The organism is Rhodococcus sp. NCIMB 12038, assembly GCF_002165735.1.
Classification (GTDB): Bacteria; Actinomycetota; Actinomycetes; order Mycobacteriales; family Mycobacteriaceae; genus Rhodococcus_F.
Genome location: NZ_NHML01000008.1, coordinates 103,062 through 121,934 on the forward strand (window position 1 = coordinate 103,062; position 18,873 = coordinate 121,934).

An 18,873-nucleotide genomic window follows, 5' to 3' on the forward strand; every position below is an offset into this window, starting at 1 on the left:
CGGGCCGGTGTCACGACGCGGCGACGGACACCTGACGGGCGGGGTCGATGCTCTCCGGACGTACGCCCTCACCGAGGGCGAAGCCCACGCCGCGCACGGTGTGGACGACATACGGCGATTCGACGGCCACCAGCTTCCGTCGGAGGGAGCAGATGTAGGCGTTGAGGACGTTCGTCTTCGATTCGACGGTCACACCCCACACCATCAGCATGAGGTCGCGACGAGTGACGACCCTGCCGATATTCTGCGCGAGCACGGTGAAGAGGATGAATTCCGTCCGGGTCAGCGTCGTACGCAACCCGTCGTAGTCGGTGTCGTGCCGTTCCTCGCACAGGCAGAGATCCTGGCTGCCGGCGGGCGCCGGCGCGGGCACCTCGGGTTTCACACGCCGGAGGATCGCGCGGAGCCGGGCGACGAGTTCGTCCGCACCGACCGGGATCTCCAGCACGTCGTCGGCGCCGGCCTCGAGGAGGTCGCTGCGACGGTTCCCGGAGCGGAAAGTGCCGATCACCACGATGGCGAGCGCGAATCGCATCGCCTTCAACCCTCGCACCGTGGTGTCGGCATCGAGGTGCGGTGATCGCGCGTCGACGATCACCACGTCGGGGGGTTCGATCCGTGAACGCACCGGTTCCGCGTAGGTCCGCGTGACGAAGAATCCGCCATCGCGGAGGCGTTCGACGAGGGAGCTCTCCACGTCGGCGTCGATGAGCAGGACACGCGGCCGGGCAACTGCCGGGCTCGACACAGAGTTCATGCGGATTCCTCCTGTTTTCGAGCCTCGCGTCGGTGTGCCGATAGATCAACCCCGCGCCGAAGATCAAGTTCCCACGCCGCAGTTGATGACGATATCGAGCGGAACTCCCCTATCGTTACCGTGAGACCGCTGCATCACCCGATCGGGAGGTCGCTGTATGTCGGGACTGCGACACATCGCACTGCATGGGGACGACGTCGCCTACCGGCTGAGCGGTGCGGGCGAGACGCTTCTGCTCGTACACGGGATGGCCGGAAGTTCGGCGACCTGGCGTGCGGTTCTCCCGCAGTTGGCGCAGCGCTACCGAGTGCTGGCCCCGGATCTGCCCGGTCACGGTGATTCCGCCAAACCGCGCGGCGACTACTCGCTGGGCGCGTTCGCCGCGTGGCTGCGCGACCTGTTGCACGAGTTGGAGATCGAACGGGTCACCGTCGTCGGGCAGTCGCTCGGCGGCGGGGTGGCGATGCAGTTCAGCTATCAGCATCCCGAACTGTGTGAGCGCCTGGTCCTCATCGGCAGCGGCGGACTGGGGCCGGACGTGAACTGGACGCTGCGGTTGCTGGCGGCGCCCGGGTCCGAGTTCCTGCTCCCCCTGATGGCGCCGGCCGCGATACGCGACGCCGGCAACAAGGTTCGCAGCTGGCTGGCGGCGATCGGGGTTCAGTCGGTTCGCGGCGACGAGATGTGGCACGCCTATTCGTCGCTGTCCGATCCGGAGACCCGGCAGGCGTTCCTGCGGACGCTCCGCGCGGTCGTCGACCATCGGGGGCAGGCGGTGAGCGCGCTGAGCCGGCTGTACCTGAACGCAGGTCTCCCCACCCAGCTGATCTGGGGTGATTCGGACGGCATCATCCCGGTCGCGCACGGTTACGCGGCGCACGAGGCGATGCCCGGGAGCCGGCTCGCCGTCCTCGACGGTATCGGCCACTACCCGCACCTCGAGGATCCGGCCGCGGTGGTCGGCATCATCGACGACTTCGTCTCCACCACACCCGCACGCATGTGAACCCTGTCCGCCCACAGGAAGGTCGAGATCCATGGCTCCCATCTCGATCGACGCCACCGACGACGTCGTGACTCTGGTCAACGTGTTCACGGTGACACCGGAGACTCAGCAGCGGCTGGTGGAACTGCTCGGCCGGGCCACCGAGGAGGTCATGCGGCATCGTCCCGGTTTCGTGTCGGCCAACATTCACGCCGGTCTGGACGGCACCCGGGTCGCGAACTACGCGCAGTGGCGCAGCGTCGAGGACTTCCGGGCGGCACTGGAGGATCCGGTGGTACGCGAGCACATCGACGAGATCACGACGTTCGCGACGGCCGACCCTCAGCTGTACCGGGTGGTGTCGACGCATCACTCCTGACGCAGGGGTGACTCGGATCGAGCGGCGCCCAGGCGTCGTCCGGTGACGAGGATGTAGATGCTGACCAGCAGCACCCAGGCCGGGAACGCCAGCGTCGTCCACAGGCTGACGCTGACGACCAGCAGCAGGGCCAGGGCGAGCAGATACGTGGTCACGACCAGGAATCGCGGCATCAATCCGGTCCGGAGCCAGATCGTTCCCAGCGAGATCATGAACACCGCCGCCATCCGCAGCGCGTAGACGTGGTTGATCTGCAGCATGATCTCGCGGCCGAAGTAGACGATCTCGTCCGCGGAACTACCCGAGTGCCGGGCGATCGCGAGGACGCCGCCCGCCACGCCCATCGAGACGAAGCCCATCGCGAGGAACAACAGCCCACTGCCCAGGAACACCGTCGCGAAGAAGCGGTCCTCGAGGTCGCCGAGGCGGTCGCGGATGACGCCGATGAACCAGAGGAACGCGATGCCCGCGAACGGGGCAAGCACGAGTGCCGTCTTGATCCGCGTCTCGCCGCTTCCCACCCAGGGGGTTTCGTCGAACGGGTCGGCAGGCAGTGCGGTGTGCAGGAGGACGAGGCTGGCGGAGAAGAACGCGGCGAACACGATTCCCGCGACGGCCGCCGAGCGTGGCGTCCTCAGCCGGCGGAACTGTTTCTCGCGCTGCATTTCGGCCATGGGTCAATCCTGGCTCGAGCGGTGACCGGGAATCATCGATTCGCGTCAACCGGCCCCGTGCCCGTCAAAGAAACCGACCGCAGCGTCTGCTACGCCCGATTCGGGCGCGCGAACTGGCCTTTCCCCGGCGCGGGTGCAGACCGGGCGTGTCGGCCTCCCGCTGGGCGGAACGCCGCATGGCGTGCCGCATCCCCGAGAACTGTGATGTCAATTACACATTCGCGAGACTTCGACCACCGAATGTGACCACCCACCCCTACCGCCCGGCTCGGGCGCGCCGCACGGCCGCGGCGCCGCCACGAATTCCCGTGCAGGTATTCGAAAGGACCCGATGATGGTCACCCATGCGCCAGACGGCGGATCGGCCCGGACGCGACAGCAGGACGTCGCCGACGAGCGATGGACGCCCCGACTGATCTTCTCACTCGCCTCGATCGTGTTACTGCTGGAGATGCTTGCAGTCAGCTACATGATGATCTCGATCGCGTTGCCGCAGATCGTCACCCACTACCGGACGACGCAGGGTGCGTGGTTGCTCACGTCGTTCCTGCTGGTGGGGGCGGTCACCTGTCCGCTGATCGGCAAGCTCGCCGACACCCACGGCAAACGCAGGCTGCTGCTGACGGCCGTCGCCCTGTCCGCGCTGGGGTCGCTGATCTCGGCGATCGCACCGACGTACGCGGTGCTGATCGCGGGCCGCTCCCTGACCGGGCTGCTCGTGCCGTGCCTGTTCCTGAGCTATTCGCTGATCCGCGACGTCTTCCCCGCCCGGACGGTGGCGCTGGCGGTCAGCATCGCCACGAGCGGAATGGGGCTCATCGCGATCCCCGCGCCGTTCTTCACCGGCTGGCTGATCGACAATTTCGGGTTCCGGAGCATTTTCTGGTTCTTCCTGGCCGGTCTCGTGGTCCTCAGCGTCCTGATCCGGGCGACGACCGACGAATCGACCGTCCGTCTGCGTTCGCGCATCGACCTGATCGGCGCCGCGCTCCTCGGCGCGGGACTCGCCGGCATCCTCGTCGGCGTGAGCTTCGGGCCGTCGTGGGGCTGGATGTCGGGGTCGACCCTCGGGTTCATCGCCGGCGGTGTCGCCCTGCTGGTGGCGTGGATCGTGTCCGCACTACTGCTGCCGGACCCGCTGATCGACATCCGCTTCTTCGGTAAGCGGCCCGTGTTCCTGACGGCACTCGGCGCCGGATTCTGCTACGGCACGTCCTCTGTGTTCACGATCATGCTCCCGATGATGTGCATGACCCCGGCGATCCTGGGGCTCGGCTACGGATTCGGTATCAGCGCAGAGGGATTCGCGATCTTCCAGGCGCCGCTGGGTGGTGCGGTGGTGATCGGCGGACTGATCGTCGGAACCCTGGTACCCCGGAACGTGCGGCCGCGCATCCTGATGGTCGTGGGCATGCTCGTGATGGCGGCGGCCTGCCTGCTCACGGCGACGATCCACGATGACAAGGCGCTGCTGATCGGCTTCGCCGCCCTGCTTGGGGTGGGAATGGGCATGGGGTACGCCTCCATCCCGAACCTGCTCATCGCCGCGGTACCGCCGCAATTGCAGGCGACGACGGCGAGCATGGTGGCGGTGTTCCAGAGCATTCTGCCCGCCATCCTTCCGGTGATCGCCTTCACCGTGTTGAACTCGCACATCGCGACCGTCATGCAGGGCGCCGTCTTCTACACGGACACCGGCATCACCATCGCGTTCGTAATCGGCGCGATCTCGGCGCTGCTGGGCGCCGTGGTGGCCGTCGCACTGCCCCGCAGGATTTCGCAGCTGAGCGCACCCGGTGCCGAGTCCACGTCGGCGACCGACGTGGTTCTCGCCCACTGAGCGGCTGGTCATGACGTCGTCGCCGCGTCCCCGAGCGGGCGCGGCGACGACTACGGAGCGGGCCGCTCCGTCGAAACCGCTCCCTGCCGTCGGCCGAGTGGGAGGCTGAGGGGGAAACAGTTCTCTGGTTCGACTCGGACGACAGGAGACCACCATGCGACTGACCACACTCGGCGACCTTCCCGGACGCATCGCGACCGGGGGCTTCATCCTCCATACGGGATTGCAGAAATGGTCGGCGGACGAGCAGACCGCCCAGGGCGTTCACGGTATGGCGGCGGGGGCGTTCCCGTTTCTGAACGCGATTCCGCCGGAACGATTCATCAAGTTGCTGTCGATCGCCGAGATAGGCACGGGCGTAGCGTTACTCGTACCGTTCGTGCCCACCGCCGTCGCGGGGGCTGCGCTCACCGGGTTCTCCGGGGGTCTCGTGGCGATGTACGCGAGGACCCCCGCACTGCGCAACCCCGGCAGCATCTGGCCGAACGAGAACGGCACCGCGATTGCGAAGGACACGTGGATGCTCGGGATGGGGCTCGGTTACGTGCTCGACGGGTGGACGCGGCTGCGCAACCGCTGACCGTCCGGAAGTGAGGTCGACGCTCACGTCACTGTTCGGGGACGGCGCAGAAGTCGCTGTCGGAGAACCCCGACGGCCGCACGCCGAGCGCCTGGTTGAGGCGTCCTCGGTGGTTCTCCCAGGCGATGGCCGCGGCGAGTTCGGTCAGCTGGGCCTCGGAGAAGGCGGCGAGGAGCGAACGCCGCAGGTCGTCGCTGATGTGGGCGGGGGTGCGTGTCATCGCCTCGGCGAACTCGAGGACCAGTTTCTCGGTGTCGTCGAACGCGGAACTCTCGCGGAATGTCGGCAGGGCGCGCAACTGGACGTCGCTCACTCCGAGGGCACGGCTGAACGCCGACCCGATGTCGAGGCAGTACTCGCAGTTGGTCAGCGCCGCCGCCTTGATCTCGGCGAGCGCCTTCAACCGAGGGTCGACCCGGGCGCTCGCCGCCAGCGCGATCTCGTGGAATCCGACGGCCGCGAGCAGTTGCGGTCGGCGTCGCATCCAGCGGAACAGATCTGCCCGGTTGCGGCGGGCGGTGGGAAAGACGCGGCGAAACGAGTCCATCTGACCGAGGACGCTCATGCTGTCGGTCTACACCCGCGGCCGGACCTAGACAACCCCTGGACCATTCGGCAATCGTCGTGTCCCGGCGGCGGGAGTGTTCTACGTTCGGAACTGAGGCCGACCCCGCCGCACCCCGAGGAGTCACCATGAAGGCAGTCGTCTGCACCGGGACTCGCCTGGAGTTGGGTGACGTCCCGGCTCCCGTCCCGGCCAGGGGTCAGGTGTTGATCGACGTGTCCCGGTGCGGGATCTGCGGCTCGGACCTGCACGCCCGCATGCACGCTGACGAGATGGCGGAACTGGCGGCCGAGACCGGCTACCGCGACTTCATGCGTTCCCACCAGCGGGTGGTGCTGGGTCACGAGTTCAGCGGCACCGTCGCCGGCTACGGGCCCGGCTGCCGGAAGCGGTGGCCGATGGGTACCGCGGTGGTGGCGTTGCCGATCGTCCGCACCGGAGCGGAAATTCACCTGACCGGCCTGTCGGCGTCGGCGCCCGGCGGCTACGCCGAACAGGTGGTGGTGCAGGAATCGATGACCCTGCCGGTCCCGAACGGTCTGACGGCGGAGAAGGCGGCCCTGACCGAGCCGATGGCGGTGGCGTGGCACGCGGTGCGCAAGGGGGACGTCGGTAAGCGCCGGAACGCGATCGTCATCGGGTGCGGCCCGATCGGTCTCGCGGTGATCACCATGCTGAAGGCGACCGGTGTCCGGACCGTAGTGGCCGCCGACTTCTCCACCCGCCGCCGCGAACTCGCCCGGCAGTGCGGTGCCGATGTCGTCGTCGACCCGGCCGCGGCGTCGCCCTGGACGTCGTACCCGCGACGTCGGGAGACGACGTCGATCACGGATGTGCTCGGCCTCGGACTGGACACCATGGAGAAACTGCGCCGAATCCCGAGGCTGCCGTGGTGGCACGCCTTCACCCTCGCCGACGCGGTGGGCGCGACCCCGTCCGGGCCGGTCGTCTTCGAATGCGTCGGCATGCCCGGGGTCATCGACGGCATCTTGGCCGGGGCGCCGCTGCGGTCCCGCGTCGTCGTGGTCGGGGTGTGCATGGAGACGGACACGTTCCGGCCGGCGCTCGCGGTCGACAAGGAGATCGAACTGCGCTTCGCCGTCGCCTACGACCCCCGCGAATTCCGCGACACCCTGTATATGCTTGCCAACGGAAAGGTCGATCCGACACCGCTGATCACCGGCACGGTCGGCCTGCCCGGGGTCGAATCCGCGTTCGCCGCGCTGGGTCACCCCGAGGTGCACGCGAAGATCCTGATCGACCCCCAGGTCAGCACCGCTTCCCTGTGATCCGCCGCCGATGAACTCCCACCATCCCCGCCTCCGATGGGTCGCCCCGGCGCTGCTCCTCGCGCTGATCTACGCGGCGTCGCTCACCGTGTACGGGTTGAGCAGCCGCACCGGCGAGGACGAGGGACCATTCGAGGGCAGCAGTGACGAGGTCGTGGTCCTGGTGACGGCGAAGTCGCTTCAGCCGACGACCGACCGGGTGCAGGCCGAGGTGACGATCGCCGTCGGCGAGGAGTACCTGCACGCCAACGGCGACACGCTGAATCGGGACATCACGCTGCTGCTCCTCCCGAGCACCAGTCACGAGGAGATCGTGTTCCGTGCGGGCGCCGCACCGACGACGTTCGACACCGAGTTCATCGCCACCGGCAACGCGGCGTACTGGCCGTTCGACCGGTTCGAGGTCAACCCGATGGTGGTGGAGGCCTACGAAGGCGCAGGCGCCGACCGTGCACTGCTGCCCACTGGTCTCCTCGTGGACGGCCGAGTCGACGGGTGGAAGGCGCGGGCCGAAGCGGTGACCGTCGACACGGACCTCTCGCGGAACGGCACGGGCGCCGCACTGTTGTTCGCACGCACGGGCGGCAACCTGATCTACGCCGGCATCCTCCTGCTGATGATGACGATCCTCGCGGGGCTCGCCGCGTTCGTCGCGCTGCAGACGTTCCGGCGCAAACGCGCCGTCAACACCGACATGCTCGGCTGGATGGCGGCGATGCTGTTCGCGGTCGTGCCGTTGCGCGGAATCCTGCCGGGAAGCCCGCCGATCGGGTCGTGGGTGGACATCGCCCTCACGGTGTGGGTGGTGTCCACCCTCGTCGCGTCACTGGCGTTGTTCGTCTTCTGCTGGTGGCGGGACAGCGATCAGCCCGCTCGGCCCGACGCGGTTGCCACGAGCGCGACGGATTCGGAATAGTCGATGCCGTGGTGCGCCGAACGGGGAGAGTGTTGCCGCCGTGGTATCTCGGCCCCGTCAGCATGGTGATCATCTGCCTGCATCGGCGGGCGTCGCCGCGAGCGGGTACGGCTGGTCCCGCTGCCGGTGTCGGAGCGGGCCCGGATCCTGCCCGAGTTCCCGATCCGGGTGCCGCACGGGGTCACCATGTTTCTCGAGGCCGGGACGGTCGCGAACTCCCTCCCGAGGCAATCGCGGCCGCGGCCTACCGGTGCGAGGTGTTCCGCATCGAGCCGCTGGACTGACGGGGGGTCACCGAACTTCGAGCGTGCCCACCATGTTCGGGTGGTAGGTGCAGTGGAAGGCGAACGTGCCCGGCTGGCCGGGCACCGTGAACGTCGCGGTCGCGCCCGGTTCGACCTCCACGTCGAACAGGTCACCGGTGTCCGCGGTCACGGTGTGTTCGGCGGTGTCGTCGTTGCGGACGGTGACCTGCTCTCCCGGCGCAAATGTGCCGGGCAGCGTGTACTTGAAGTCGCTGATCACGATCTCCCGTGCACCCGCAGGCATGGACATCGGCATCGACATCGACGGCATGTCGGTCATCATGTGGTCCCCGGTGTGCTCCGATTCGGAGGAAGCGGACGAGTCGTCGCTGTCGTTACCGCACGCAACCAGCGCAAAGGCGGCCAGCAGGATCGGCAGGACAAGTGTCAGTACGCGTTTCATGATGGTTGCCTCCGGGGCGCCGTGGGAACGGATGCCCGACGCCCCGCTCCTCGCGGGAGTAGTACCCGTTTTCCCGGAAGACACCCCTCGGTGTGCATGGTGACGCGTCAGCCGCCGTTCAATGCCTCCTGCGTCTCGAGGTTCGCGACCGGGGTGCGGAGGGAGGCGACAGCGTCGGCGTAGAGGGAGGACTTGATCTCGCCGAGCGTGCGGCCACGCGTCGCGACGAGTCCCTGCGCGTGTGCGACGGCGTCGGCGAGCACTTGCTGCTCGGGGGCGACCTCGTCGACGAATCCGAGTTCCTTCGCCGCGGTGCCGCCGTACCGCCGGCCGGTCACCAGAGCGGTGTGCACCGCCCGCGCGGGCAGGCGGGCCGCGAGCAGCGCGATGCTGCCCGGCGCGTAGCTCGCGCCGATGGTGATCCCCGGCAGGCAGAAGTAGCCGCGGTCCTCCCGCATCACCCGGTGGTCGTGGGCGGCCGCGAGGATGGCGCCGCCGCCGAAGGTGTGCCCGGTCAGCGCGGCCACGGTGGGCAGCGGGAAGGTGAGAATCCGGGCGAACAGGGCCTGCACGCGGTCGATGTAGGAGTTCAGCTTGTCGGTGTTGGCGAGGACCCAGGCGGTGTCGAGACCGGTGGAGTAGAACTTCCCGACCGCGGTCGTCACCAGCGCGGCGGGGCCGTCGTGCTGCTCGACGCGATCGAGGAGACCATCGACACTCGCGATCCAGTCCGGGTGGAAGGCGTTCTCGCTGTCCCGTTCGCCCTCCTCCCCGAAGAACAGGACGAACACATCACCCGAGCGTTCCAAGTACGGCATGCGGCGAGGCTACCCGCAGACCGGCGCGCTGCGCCCCTCGAGCACACCCGGTGGGTGAAGTTTCAACTGTCGCGGGGCCGGGTATGTCGATCGTCAAACAGCTGAGGGGTGGACCATGAAGAGCGGAACAGGCATTGCCGACACCCGTACCGTTCGGGACTACATCCACACGGTGGCCAGGAGCGTTCACGCCGATTCCATCGACTGGTGGGACTGCGACGGATTCGACGCCGTCCTCGTGCTGCCGTTCCGGTTGCACTACTTGCCCGGTCGCAACGCCGTGCTGGCCTGGAACCGGACCTTCGGCTGGTCGCTCGGCGTCGAAGGACTGGGCCGCCGCAGCGTCATCGTGATCGACGGCCTCGGCCTCGGCCGAACACCGCCGCCCGCCGTGTGCGCGGAGCGTGCGGTGGAGTTGATCGACGACTACTGCCGGTCCACACCGGCAATGCCTGCCGCGCACGGTCCCGGCCCCGCCGCACCGGCCGCCGCGGATCGCTGTCCCCGCATCGGCAACGCCGCCGCCGGTGGCGGACGGCGGGACAGAGTCGTCAAACGACCGTGACCGGTGGCGCCGGAGGCCACGACGACAATGTGGCCCAACCGCATTCCTCCGCGCAGGAGCAGCCGATCGTCGCCGCGGAGCAGGGCGCGGCGCGCATCAGCACGGCGGAACATCCACTCGGCAAACCGGGCCCGCGGTTCGACCGCCGGTCCCCGTTCTTCATCGGCATGGCCGGGGCGGCGTTGCCGTCACGTACGCGCTGATCGAGGTCGTTCTCGCGGCCCGCGGGGTGCTGGTCCTCATCGCCGTCGCCGCCTTCCTCGCGATCGGTCTGGAACCGGCCGTGTCCTGGCTGGTGCGGCACGGGTTTCCCCGATGGGCAGCCGTCGCAACGGTTTTCGTCGTCGCGTTCGCGATACTCGCCGGGTTTCTCGCCGCCGCGATCCCGCCGATGGTGACGCAGGGCGGCGCTCTCGTCCACAACGCCCCCGACTACCTGGGCCACCTCGAGCAGCGCTACCCGGTGCTGCAGGAACTGAGCACCCGCTTCCATCTGCAGGACGAACTGCGCCGGGCGCTCGATGCGGGCAATGTGCCGGTCGTGCTCGGCGGGCTCGTCGGCGCGGGCAAGTTCGTGTTCAGCGCCATCAGCGGCACGGTGATCGTGGTCGTGCTCACCGCGTACTTCCTCGCCGACTTCGGGCACATCCGGTCCTCCCTGTACCGCCTGGCCCCGAACTCGCGGCGACCGCGCACGATCCTGATCGGCGACGAAATCTTCGCGAAGGTCGGCGGCTACGTGCTCGGGAACCTCCTGATCTCGCTGATCACCGCCGTCCTCACGTTCGTGTGGCTCGTCGCCTTCGATGTCCCCTACCCGCTGCTGCTGGCCGTCCTCGTCGCCGTGCTGGATCTGATTCCGGTGGTCGGTTCCACCCTCGCCGGTGTCGTGGTGGCGTTGGTCGCCCTGACCGTGTCGCTGCCGGTATCGCTGGCGACCATCGTCTTCTTCGTCGCCCTCCGCCTGTTCGAGGACTATCTCCTCGTTCCCCGGATCATCGGCAGAACCGTCAAGGTGCCCCCGATGGTCACCGTCGTCGCCGTCCTCATCGGCGGGGCCCTGCTGGGGATCGTCGGCGCGCTGCTCGCGATCCCGGTGGCCGCCGCCGTCCTGCTCCTCGCCCGCGAGACGGTGTTTCCGCAGCTCGACCGGCGTTGAGCAGGCGCGGCGCGAAAACGGCCCTGTGGAAGAAGTTTCCATGTTCTGCTTACCCTGGAGACGTGGGATGCGCCGGGGCATGCTCGGGGTCGTGTCCCGAGCATGAGAAGAGGCGCTGCATGTCGGTGATGAGTCCCACCGAGGCGATGTTCGTGCTGTTCGAAACACCCTCGCATCCCATGCACATGGGTGCACTCGAACTGTTCGAACCGCCGCGCGACTCGGGACCCGATCACGCCCGGGTCATGTACGAGGCACTGATCTCGCAGGAAGGTGCGTCCGACACGTTCCGCCGGCGCGCCGTCCGCCCGCTGCGCGGCGCCAGTTACCCGTGGTGGTCGTTCGACGACCGCATCGACCTCGGCTACCACGTGCGGCACACGGCGGTGCCGGGGCGGGGCCGCATGGAGGACCTGCTGTCGCTGGTGTCCCAGATGCACGGCATGCCGCTCGATCCGCAACACCCGATGTGGGAGATCCACGTCATCGAGGGGCTCGCCGACGGGCGGACGGCCGTGTTCTCGAAGATCCACCTGTCGCTGATGGACGGACCGGCGGGGCTGCGGCTCCTCCACCACGCCCTGTCGACCGACCCCGACGCCCGCGACTGCCCCGCACCGTGGATGCCCGGGATGGCCGGCACGTCGCGGCGCGAATCCGCGTTGCCCGTCGCCGCGGTCCGGGCCGGGGTGCGGGCGGCCACCAGCATCGTCGGGGTGCTGCCCGCGCTCGCGAAAGTCGCGTACGACGGCGTCCGCGACCAGCATCTGACGCTTCCCCTGCAGTCACCGCCGACGATGCTCAACGTTCCCGTCGGCCGGGCCCGGAAACTGGCGGCGCGGTCGTGGCCGATCCGGCGACTGGTGTCGGTGGCCGCCGCCGCCCGCACCACCATCAACGCGGTGGTGCTCGCCATGTGTTCGGGGGCGCTGCGCCACTATCTCCTCGAGCAGTACGCGCTGCCGGAGGCGCCGTTGACGGCGATGCTGCCGGTCCCGCTCGACCTCGGGGGCACCATGATCGGACCGCGCGGCCGCGACCACGGGGTCGGCGCGATGGTCGTCGGGCTGGCCACCGACGAATCGGATCCGGCCGCCCGCCTCGCCCGCATCAGCGAATCGGTCGAGCACACCAACCGGGTGTTCGGGGCGCTGAGCCACACCCAGTTCCAGGTGATGAGCGCGCTGGCGATCAGCCCGATCCTGCTCGAGCCGGTCCGCCGGTTCGTCGACGACACTCCCCCACCGTTCAACGTCATGATCTCGTACATGCCGGGCCCGTCGCGGCCGCGGTACTGGAACGGCGCCCGCCTGGACGCGGTGTACCCGGCGCCGACGGTCCTCGGCGGTCAGGCGCTGAGCATCACCCTCACCAGCCGGTCCGGTCAGCTCGACGTCGGGGTCGTCGGCGACCGGAACGCCGTTCCGCACCTCCAGCGGATCATCACGCATCTGGAGACGTCGCTGACCGATCTGGAGAACGCGGTCGCCGCGTCCGGCACCTGACCGCTATCCGGTCGGCTGCCGCAGAGACGTGCGATTGCGGTCCCAGCACGCGGTGACGTGGTCGCCGACCAGATCGTCGAACGCCAGGCATGCCGCGGCGCCCAGCAGGACGTCGTCGCCGACCGCCGGCCGTGCGGCGACGAGCCCGCCGGCGAGGTCCCGGCACACGATCTGTTCGTGCACGGAGTCGGCTTCCACGTGCTCGTCGAAGAACAGGGTGGCCGCCTTCCCGAACCCGAGCCGACGTAGACCGGCAGCGTACTTCTTACTCGGCAACGCGGACGTGGTCTCCACCGCGCACAGGTGCCCCACCAGGGCGCCGAGACGACTGCGGTGGAGTCCGAACAGGGACAGTGCGTTCAGAGACGCCAGCGTCACGGCGGGCACCGCGTCGACGTAGTGCGCGTACGCGTCGGACAGTCCGAGTTCGCGCATCGTCGTCGCGAACAACGCCGAGTGCATGCGCTCGGGCCTGCCGCCACCGTATTCGTCGGACTGCACCTCCACCAGCGCCGCCTTCGGTGCGCCCGCGAGCCGCGGAATGCCGAGCGTGTGCACGTCCGCCTCTCGCAACTGGTTGAGGGAACGGTGGATCAGCAGTTCCCGGAACTGGGTGAGATCCGCGTCGTGGGCCATGTGCCCGGACAGTCCCGGCGCCGTGCTGGGGGCGGTCATCTCCCACAGCGCCGCCACGACGTCGTCGACGCCCGTCGGAGGATCTGCGAGCGCGCGGATCGCGGCATCGAACGGCACCTCCAGCGCCGACCGGGCGGCGATGAGGTCGCTGTTCCACTCCCACCGGTCGTCGACCCCGGCGATTCCCTGCAGATGCAGTTCGTACAGGGCGGTCAGGCAGATCTGCGCGTCCTCGTCGAACAGGAAGGCCCGCGGGTCGTCGCGCTCCGCCGCGGCGAGGGCGCGCGCCGCCACCACGAACGGCTCGGCATCGGCGGCGTCTCCGCGCAGAATGGGGAACAGGAAACCGCTGACGGGACCGCGCGGCGCCGGACAGGGCATGGACGTTCCCGATCGCGGCACCGTGCCCGACGCCGACTGAGAGTGCAAAGTGGTCATATGAACTCCATTCCCATATCCGGGGCCGACGAATCCGACGTGACCATCACCGTCTGCCCGGACGGCCCGCTCCTGGTGCGTGGTGCGGCGCGGATCCTCGACACCGAAGGTAACCCGATCGGCGGCGATCGGGCCACCGTGGCACTGTGCCGGTGCGGGCGGACGAGCATCGCCCCGTTCTGCGACAGTTCGCACAAAAAGCGGCGCCGTCGACCGTAGAGCCGCGGCGGCCTGGCGAGAAGTGCAGTGGCGCAGCCGAAAATAATAAGGACCGGCCGCGGCGGAGACCCGAAGTCGGAAAGCCTCCTGCCACCCTCGGCAGAATGAGGTAACGTCGGAGACCTGCACGGTTGAGCCCCCAGCCGCAATGGACGGGCACGGTTCCCGCGCCTTCTCTCGTGCCTGTCTCCTTCGTTGCTCGACCGTGAGGAAACGACATGAAATCCGTTCTCAGTGCGCTGCCGACACCCACCGACCCCGCCACCGATACGACGCTGTTCAGCTGGGCGGCGGAGCCGGAACACGGGCGGCTCGCCGTCGACAGTGCGCCGGGTGCCGGCGGGATCCTGGTCGTCCGGATCTCCGGCGACATCGACGTCACCACACTTCCATCGTTCGGAAGTCATCTCGAGGAAGCAATCGACGAGCGGTTACCGTTCGTGCTCGACCTCTCCGACGTCCAATTCCTGTGTGCGTCGGCGCTGCCGATCCTGGAGATCATGTCCGCCCGCGCGCACCGGCTCACCGTGCCGTGGGCAGTAACCGGGAACAACGCTCTCCGCAGGCCGTTGACCGCGATGAACATGGCCGCGTCCATCCCCTTCTGCACAAACCTGGAGGACGCGTTCCGGCTGGTCGCCGGCGGAATACAGCGGGGTGGGCGCTCCGCGTGACTGATTCCGCCCCGCACGGCACGTCCGACTTCGTGGTGGTCGCCAACCGGCTGCCCGTGGACATGGAGACCCTCGACGACGGAACGACACGCTGGAAGCGCAGTCCCGGAGGCCTCGTCACAGCCCTCGAGCCGATCCTCCTCGACCGGGACCGCGGTTCCTGGGTGGGCTGGCCCGGGGTGCCCGACACGAAGGTCGAACCGATCGTCTCCGGCGGGATCGACCTGTACCCGGTGGAATTGAGTTCGGACGAGGTGTCGCGGTACTACGAGGGATTCTCGAACGCGACGCTGTGGCCGCTGTACCACGACGTGCTGGTGGCCCCGGTCTTCGACCGGGACTGGTGGCACACCTACTTGGAAGTGAATCGCCACTTCGCCGAGGAGACGGCTCGCACCGCGGCCGAGGGCGCCACCGTGTGGGTGCAGGACTACCAGCTCCAGCTGGTGCCGCGCCTGCTCCGGGAGATGCGCCCCGACCTGACCATCGGATTCTTCCTTCACATCCCGTTCCCGCCGGTCGAACTGTTCATGCAGCTGCCGTGGCGGAAGGAGATCGTGGAGGGGCTTCTCGGGGCCGATCTCATCGGTTTCCATCTGCCGGGGGGCGCCCACAACTTCCTGTTCCTGGCCCGCAGGCTGCTGGAACTCGACGCCACCACGGCAGGCGTCGGGGTGCGCGGCGCACTCGGCCGGGTGACGCTCGACGACCGTGTCGTGCAGGTCGGTGCGTTCCCCATCTCCGTCGACGCCCGGCAACTGGTCGAGCAGGCCACCGACCCCGCCATCGTCGAACGAGCCCAAGAGATCCGCCGGGAGCTCGGGAACCCCCGGAAGATACTCCTCGGCGTCGACCGGCTCGACTACACGAAAGGCATCGACCTGCGGCTGTCGGCGCTCGGCGAACTCCTCGACGAGGGGCGCCTCGACCCGTCCGACACCGTGATGGTGCAGCTCGCCACCCCGAGCCGCGAACGCGTCGAGCACTACATCAAGATGCGCAGTTCCATCGAGGAGCAGGTCAGCCACATCAACGGTGATCACGGTCAGATCGGCAGGCCGGTGGTGCACTACCTCTACCAGCCCGTCGATCGCAGCGAGCTGATCGCGCTGTTCCTCGCCGCCGACGTCATGCTCGTCACTCCGATGCGCGACGGAATGAATCTCGTGGCGAAGGAATACGTCGCCTGCCGGGCCGACCTGGGCGGTGCGCTGGTGCTCAGCGAATTCGCGGGGGCCGCCGCCGAACTCCGGGGCGCCTACCTGGTGAACCCGCACGACCTCGACGGCGTGAAGAACACGATCGTCGCCGCACTCGACCAGGAGCGGGAGCAGGGGCGGCGGCGCATGTCGCGGCTGCACCGGCAGGTGCTCGACCACGACGTGCACCGATGGGCGCGGTCCTTCCTCGGCGCGCTGGCCCCGGTCATCACCGACTGATTACCGCCCCCGCCACGCCTCACTCCGGATTCGTCGTCACCGATTCGACGATGCGGCGCGCCACCTCCGCCAACTTGACGTGCTCCTGTTGCGACTGCGCGACGAGGATGTCGAACGCCTGGTCCGCGGACACACCCCGCAGTGCCATCACGATCCCCTTGGCCTGCTCGATGACGGCGCGGCTCTTCATGGCCCGCGTGAGGCCCGTCACCTCGTTCCTGGCCAACTCCACGCTGCGCGCGCTCCTGAGCAGCCCCTCGATCGCCGTGGTGTAGACGAGGAGCACCACGGCGTCGAGTTCGCTGAAACCGTGATCGCCCTGCCCGTAGATGTTGAGCGTGCCGGCGAGGGCCTCGTCGACAGCCAGCGGTGCGGACAGGAAACTGCGCATGCCGGCCTGGTCGAGGTTGTCGGCGAGGGACGGCCACCGGGTCGCGGCCTCCCCGAGTCTCGCCTTGACGACCTTCCGTGTGCCCGCGACACCGAAGTAGTCGCCGTCGATGGCCTGGAAGTTCTCGATGTCGATCTGCCGGACCGCCTCGTCGGTGAAGGCGACGGTCTCGACGCGGCCGTCGCGCAGCAACGAAACTCCGGCCATGTCGGCGCCGGCGAGCGCGTCCACCACCTGCTCGCAGACCCGTTGCAGCAGCAGGCCCATCTCCACCTGTGAACCGGAGTTCCGATTGAACTCGTCCAACGCGGTTGCCAAGGAGCCCAATTGGGCAGCGATCGTCGCCCCGTCCAGATCGGGGGACATCGACTCAGGGTGCTCACCCGCAGTCTCGGCCATTCTCGGATACACCTCGGATTCCGGGTGTAACCGACAGGACACCCACTGAACGAACGCAGCAGTTGTCTCTACCGTCGAGGAGACTTTACTCGACCCGGGAACCGACTTCGTCCACCGATCCCGTCGCCGGGCGCGGCCGGTTCACCGGAAGCGGTTCGAACGAGCCGATCCGGTCCGCTCAGCCGCCGCCCAACTGCTCCCGCAACCCGGACAGGGTGCGTGCCAGGATCCGCGAGACCTGCATCTGTGAGACGCCCACGCGCTGCGCGATTTCCGTCTGGGTCATCGAACCGAAGAAGCGCAACATCAGCACTCGGCGTTCGAGCGGCGGAAGTTTCTCCAGCGCCGGCCGCACCGAGGCGTGACTCTCCACGTTCGCGAGCTCCGGGTCCTCCTCGCCGAGTGTCTCGGCGAGGGGAAGGTCGTCGGGGTCATCTCCCATGGCCGCATCCATCGACAAGGTTTGGTAGGCATTCTTCGCGAGCAGGCCCTCGGACACTTCCCGGACGTCGAGTTCGAGTTCGGCCGCGATCTCACTCGCCGACGGCGACCGCCCCAGTTCCTGCGACAGCTCGTCGACGGCCTTGGCGATCAACGCGTGGAGTTCCTGCATGCGCCGGGGCACCCGCATCGACCACCCGGTGTCGCGGAAGTACCGGCGAACCTCACCCATGATCGTGGGCACCGCGTAGGACACGAAGTCGAAGCCGCGGTCCGGATCGAAGCGGTCGACCGCCTTCACCAGCCCGAGGCGGGCGACCTGCAGCAGGTCCTCGTGCGCCTCGCCGCGACCGCCGAACCGGCGGGCGATGTGATCGGCCAGCGGAAGGCAACGGGTGATGATCTCGTCGCGCAACGTGGACGCCTCCCGCGACGACGCCTCCAGGGTTCGCAGGTGCGCCACCGAGGGCGCCACGTCCTTGTAGTCGTCTCTGCCGGGACGGTGCCGTTCGCTGCGTTCCGAAACCGGTGACACTAGTTGGTGCCCCGGTATTTGACCAGTTCCACCGCCACGGTCCGCTCGACGGACCCGTTGCCGACAGGTCCCTCCGACACCGACACCGCATTCATCAACGTCTCGAGCACGTGCCACCCGAAACTCTCCCGGTTCGGCACCCCACGCCGGCTGAGGGGTGCACTGATCGTCACGTGCAACCCGGTTTCCGTCACCGCGAAGGAGCACGTCAGTTCAGCACTTCCCGGCGTAGCCGCGATCAGTTCCGAACACACCTCGTCCACGGCGAGTTTGATATCGGCGACGTCGTCGAGCGTGAAGTCTCCCAGAACGGCGAGAGTTTCCGCCACGGCGCGCACCACAGGCAATTGTTCGAACTCCGCCGCCACACGAAGTTCCACGGGCACACCGGATCTCGTTTTCATTCGTCTAACCTCGTCGACCTCGGCCATCTGCACTCCACGTCTGTGTCGTCGGTTTCTGCGACTCTCGGCAGCGTACCCAGCTGCCGCGGCCCTCAACCCGCCGGCGAACGAAAGCGCGGACGTGTCCCGAATGTGTTCCTGACGTGTGGTTCGACGAACCCGATTCGGTGGGTCTCAGGCGATCCGGACGTCGCGTGCCTGGTTGCCGGTGTCGGTGCGGCAGACGGTGAAACTGACGCGCTGCCCGTCGACGAGGATGCGGTGACCGTCTCCGGCGATTTCGGAGATGTGGACGAAGACGTCGTCGGATCCGTCGGCCGGCGCGAGGAAGCCGAAACCCTGGTCAACGTTGAACCATCGCACCGTGCCGGTCTGCAGGGCCGTCGACGGACGGGCAGGCAGTGTGTCGCCGGTGCTCATCGTGCCGCCCTCCGATCGGCCAGGCCGCGGAGCGCGGCGCCGCCCCCCAAGCTCGCAACGAGTAGAACCACGAGCAGAGTCACGTTGAGCATTGCTCCTCCTCGGCGTGCACACTGTCGACCCCCTGGTCGAATCAA

21 protein-coding genes and 1 pseudogene are annotated in these 18,873 nt (G+C 68.2%); 12 read left to right on the plus strand and 10 right to left on the minus strand.

The annotated features are described in order from the left end of the window. Positions 1–10: 10 nt before the first annotated feature. Positions 11–757 (minus strand): response regulator transcription factor, encoded by a 747-nt coding sequence (locus CA951_RS13910; RefSeq protein WP_087557387.1) that lies wholly within the window; start codon positions 755–757, stop codon positions 11–13. Positions 758–914: 157 nt separating this feature from the next. Between CA951_RS13910 and CA951_RS13915 the strand changes: the two genes are divergently transcribed. After that, on the plus strand, positions 915–1,763 hold the full coding sequence (locus tag CA951_RS13915) for an alpha/beta fold hydrolase (protein WP_087557388.1): 849 nt from the start codon (positions 915–917) through the stop codon (positions 1,761–1,763). A 31-nt stretch (positions 1,764–1,794) separates the two neighbouring features. After that, on the plus strand, positions 1,795–2,121 hold the full coding sequence (locus CA951_RS13920; RefSeq protein WP_087557389.1) for an antibiotic biosynthesis monooxygenase: 327 nt from the start codon (positions 1,795–1,797) through the stop codon (positions 2,119–2,121). On the opposite strand, the gene CA951_RS13925 is transcribed toward CA951_RS13920, so the two are convergent. Next, positions 2,112–2,795: a hypothetical protein gene (locus CA951_RS13925; protein WP_087557390.1), complete on the minus strand. Its 684-nt coding sequence runs from the start codon at positions 2,793–2,795 to the stop codon at positions 2,112–2,114. The two genes, CA951_RS13920 and CA951_RS13925, sit on opposite strands and share 10 nt — an antisense overlap. A gap of 331 nt (positions 2,796–3,126) precedes the next feature. On the opposite strand from CA951_RS13925, the gene CA951_RS13930 reads away from it, so the two are divergent. Next, positions 3,127–4,635, plus strand: a complete 1,509-nt coding sequence (locus CA951_RS13930) for an MFS transporter (RefSeq protein WP_373413787.1) — start codon at positions 3,127–3,129, stop codon at positions 4,633–4,635. A 154-nt stretch (positions 4,636–4,789) separates the two neighbouring features. Beyond that, complete coding sequence (locus CA951_RS13935) at positions 4,790–5,215, plus strand: DoxX family membrane protein (protein WP_087557391.1); 426 nt, start codon at positions 4,790–4,792, stop codon at positions 5,213–5,215. Between the two features lie 28 nt (positions 5,216–5,243). Here the strand turns inward: CA951_RS13935 and CA951_RS13940 are convergent, their stop codons facing one another. Then, the gene (locus tag CA951_RS13940; protein WP_087557392.1) at positions 5,244–5,780 is read right to left on the minus strand and encodes a carboxymuconolactone decarboxylase family protein; all 537 of its coding nucleotides are present in this window, start codon (positions 5,778–5,780) and stop codon (positions 5,244–5,246) included. 128 nt (positions 5,781–5,908) lie between these two features. On the opposite strand from CA951_RS13940, the gene CA951_RS13945 reads away from it, so the two are divergent. After that, a complete protein-coding gene (locus CA951_RS13945; protein WP_087557393.1) occupies positions 5,909–7,069 on the plus strand; it encodes a zinc-binding dehydrogenase in 1,161 nt (386 codons plus the stop codon). Positions 7,070–7,079: 10 nt separating this feature from the next. Then, on the plus strand, positions 7,080–7,985 hold the full coding sequence (locus CA951_RS13950) for a DUF4436 family protein (RefSeq protein ID WP_087557394.1): 906 nt from the start codon (positions 7,080–7,082) through the stop codon (positions 7,983–7,985). Positions 7,986–8,276: 291 nt separating this feature from the next. Here CA951_RS13950 and CA951_RS13960 read toward each other — a convergent pair whose 3' ends face one another. Both CA951_RS13960 and CA951_RS13965 read right to left on the minus strand, forming a co-directional pair. Continuing rightward, positions 8,277–8,693 (minus strand): cupredoxin domain-containing protein, encoded by a 417-nt coding sequence (locus tag CA951_RS13960; RefSeq protein ID WP_087557395.1) that lies wholly within the window; start codon positions 8,691–8,693, stop codon positions 8,277–8,279. Between the two features lie 107 nt (positions 8,694–8,800). Then, positions 8,801–9,511 carry an enoyl-CoA hydratase/isomerase family protein gene (locus CA951_RS13965; protein ID WP_087557396.1) on the minus strand — a complete coding sequence of 237 codons (711 nt, stop codon included), beginning with the start codon at positions 9,509–9,511 and terminating at the stop codon, positions 8,801–8,803. Between the two features lie 115 nt (positions 9,512–9,626). Between CA951_RS13965 and CA951_RS13970 the strand changes: the two genes are divergently transcribed. The 3 genes and pseudogenes from CA951_RS13970 to CA951_RS13980 all read left to right on the plus strand — a co-directional run bounded on the left by CA951_RS13970 (position 9,627) and on the right by CA951_RS13980 (position 12,740). Next, on the plus strand, positions 9,627–10,076 hold the full coding sequence (locus CA951_RS13970; protein WP_087557397.1) for a DUF6292 family protein: 450 nt from the start codon (positions 9,627–9,629) through the stop codon (positions 10,074–10,076). Next, a pseudogene (locus tag CA951_RS13975) lies at positions 10,073–11,235 on the plus strand (AI-2E family transporter). The gene CA951_RS13970 and the pseudogene CA951_RS13975 overlap by 4 nt, the downstream one beginning before the upstream one ends. A gap of 119 nt (positions 11,236–11,354) precedes the next feature. Then, positions 11,355–12,740 carry a wax ester/triacylglycerol synthase family O-acyltransferase gene (locus CA951_RS13980; RefSeq protein WP_087557398.1) on the plus strand — a complete coding sequence of 462 codons (1,386 nt, stop codon included), beginning with the start codon at positions 11,355–11,357 and terminating at the stop codon, positions 12,738–12,740. Between the two features lie 3 nt (positions 12,741–12,743). Here CA951_RS13980 and CA951_RS13985 read toward each other — a convergent pair whose 3' ends face one another. Beyond that, complete coding sequence (locus tag CA951_RS13985) at positions 12,744–13,814, minus strand: iron-containing redox enzyme family protein (protein ID WP_143543054.1); 1,071 nt, start codon at positions 13,812–13,814, stop codon at positions 12,744–12,746. Between CA951_RS13985 and CA951_RS13990 the strand changes: the two genes are divergently transcribed. The 3 genes from CA951_RS13990 to CA951_RS14000 all read left to right on the plus strand — a co-directional run bounded on the left by CA951_RS13990 (position 13,815) and on the right by CA951_RS14000 (position 16,146). Beyond that, a complete protein-coding gene (locus CA951_RS13990) occupies positions 13,815–14,033 on the plus strand; it encodes a CDGSH iron-sulfur domain-containing protein (protein ID WP_087557399.1) in 219 nt (72 codons plus the stop codon). 218 nt (positions 14,034–14,251) lie between these two features. Further along, entirely contained in the window at positions 14,252–14,707 is a 456-nt protein-coding gene (locus CA951_RS13995) for an STAS domain-containing protein (RefSeq protein WP_087557400.1), read from the plus strand. Then, positions 14,704–16,146, plus strand: a complete 1,443-nt coding sequence (locus CA951_RS14000; protein ID WP_087557401.1) for a trehalose-6-phosphate synthase — start codon at positions 14,704–14,706, stop codon at positions 16,144–16,146. Before CA951_RS13995 ends, CA951_RS14000 begins: the two co-directional genes overlap by 4 nt. Before the next feature lie 19 nt (positions 16,147–16,165). Here the strand turns inward: CA951_RS14000 and CA951_RS14005 are convergent, their stop codons facing one another. The 4 genes from CA951_RS14005 to CA951_RS14020 all read right to left on the minus strand — a co-directional run bounded on the left by CA951_RS14005 (position 16,166) and on the right by CA951_RS14020 (position 18,736). Beyond that, positions 16,166–16,936: a GAF and ANTAR domain-containing protein gene (locus CA951_RS14005; RefSeq protein ID WP_087557402.1), complete on the minus strand. Its 771-nt coding sequence runs from the start codon at positions 16,934–16,936 to the stop codon at positions 16,166–16,168. 178 nt (positions 16,937–17,114) lie between these two features. Continuing rightward, positions 17,115–17,912, minus strand: coding sequence for a SigB/SigF/SigG family RNA polymerase sigma factor (locus tag CA951_RS14010; RefSeq protein ID WP_087557403.1), 798 nt, complete (start codon positions 17,910–17,912; stop codon positions 17,115–17,117). Beyond that, positions 17,912–18,343, minus strand: a complete 432-nt coding sequence (locus tag CA951_RS14015; protein ID WP_087557404.1) for an ATP-binding protein — start codon at positions 18,341–18,343, stop codon at positions 17,912–17,914. The genes CA951_RS14010 and CA951_RS14015 overlap by 1 nt, the downstream gene beginning before the upstream one ends. Positions 18,344–18,490: 147 nt before the next feature. Beyond that, entirely contained in the window at positions 18,491–18,736 is a 246-nt protein-coding gene (locus CA951_RS14020) for a cold shock domain-containing protein (RefSeq protein WP_087557405.1), read from the minus strand. Positions 18,737–18,873 lie beyond the last annotated feature (137 nt).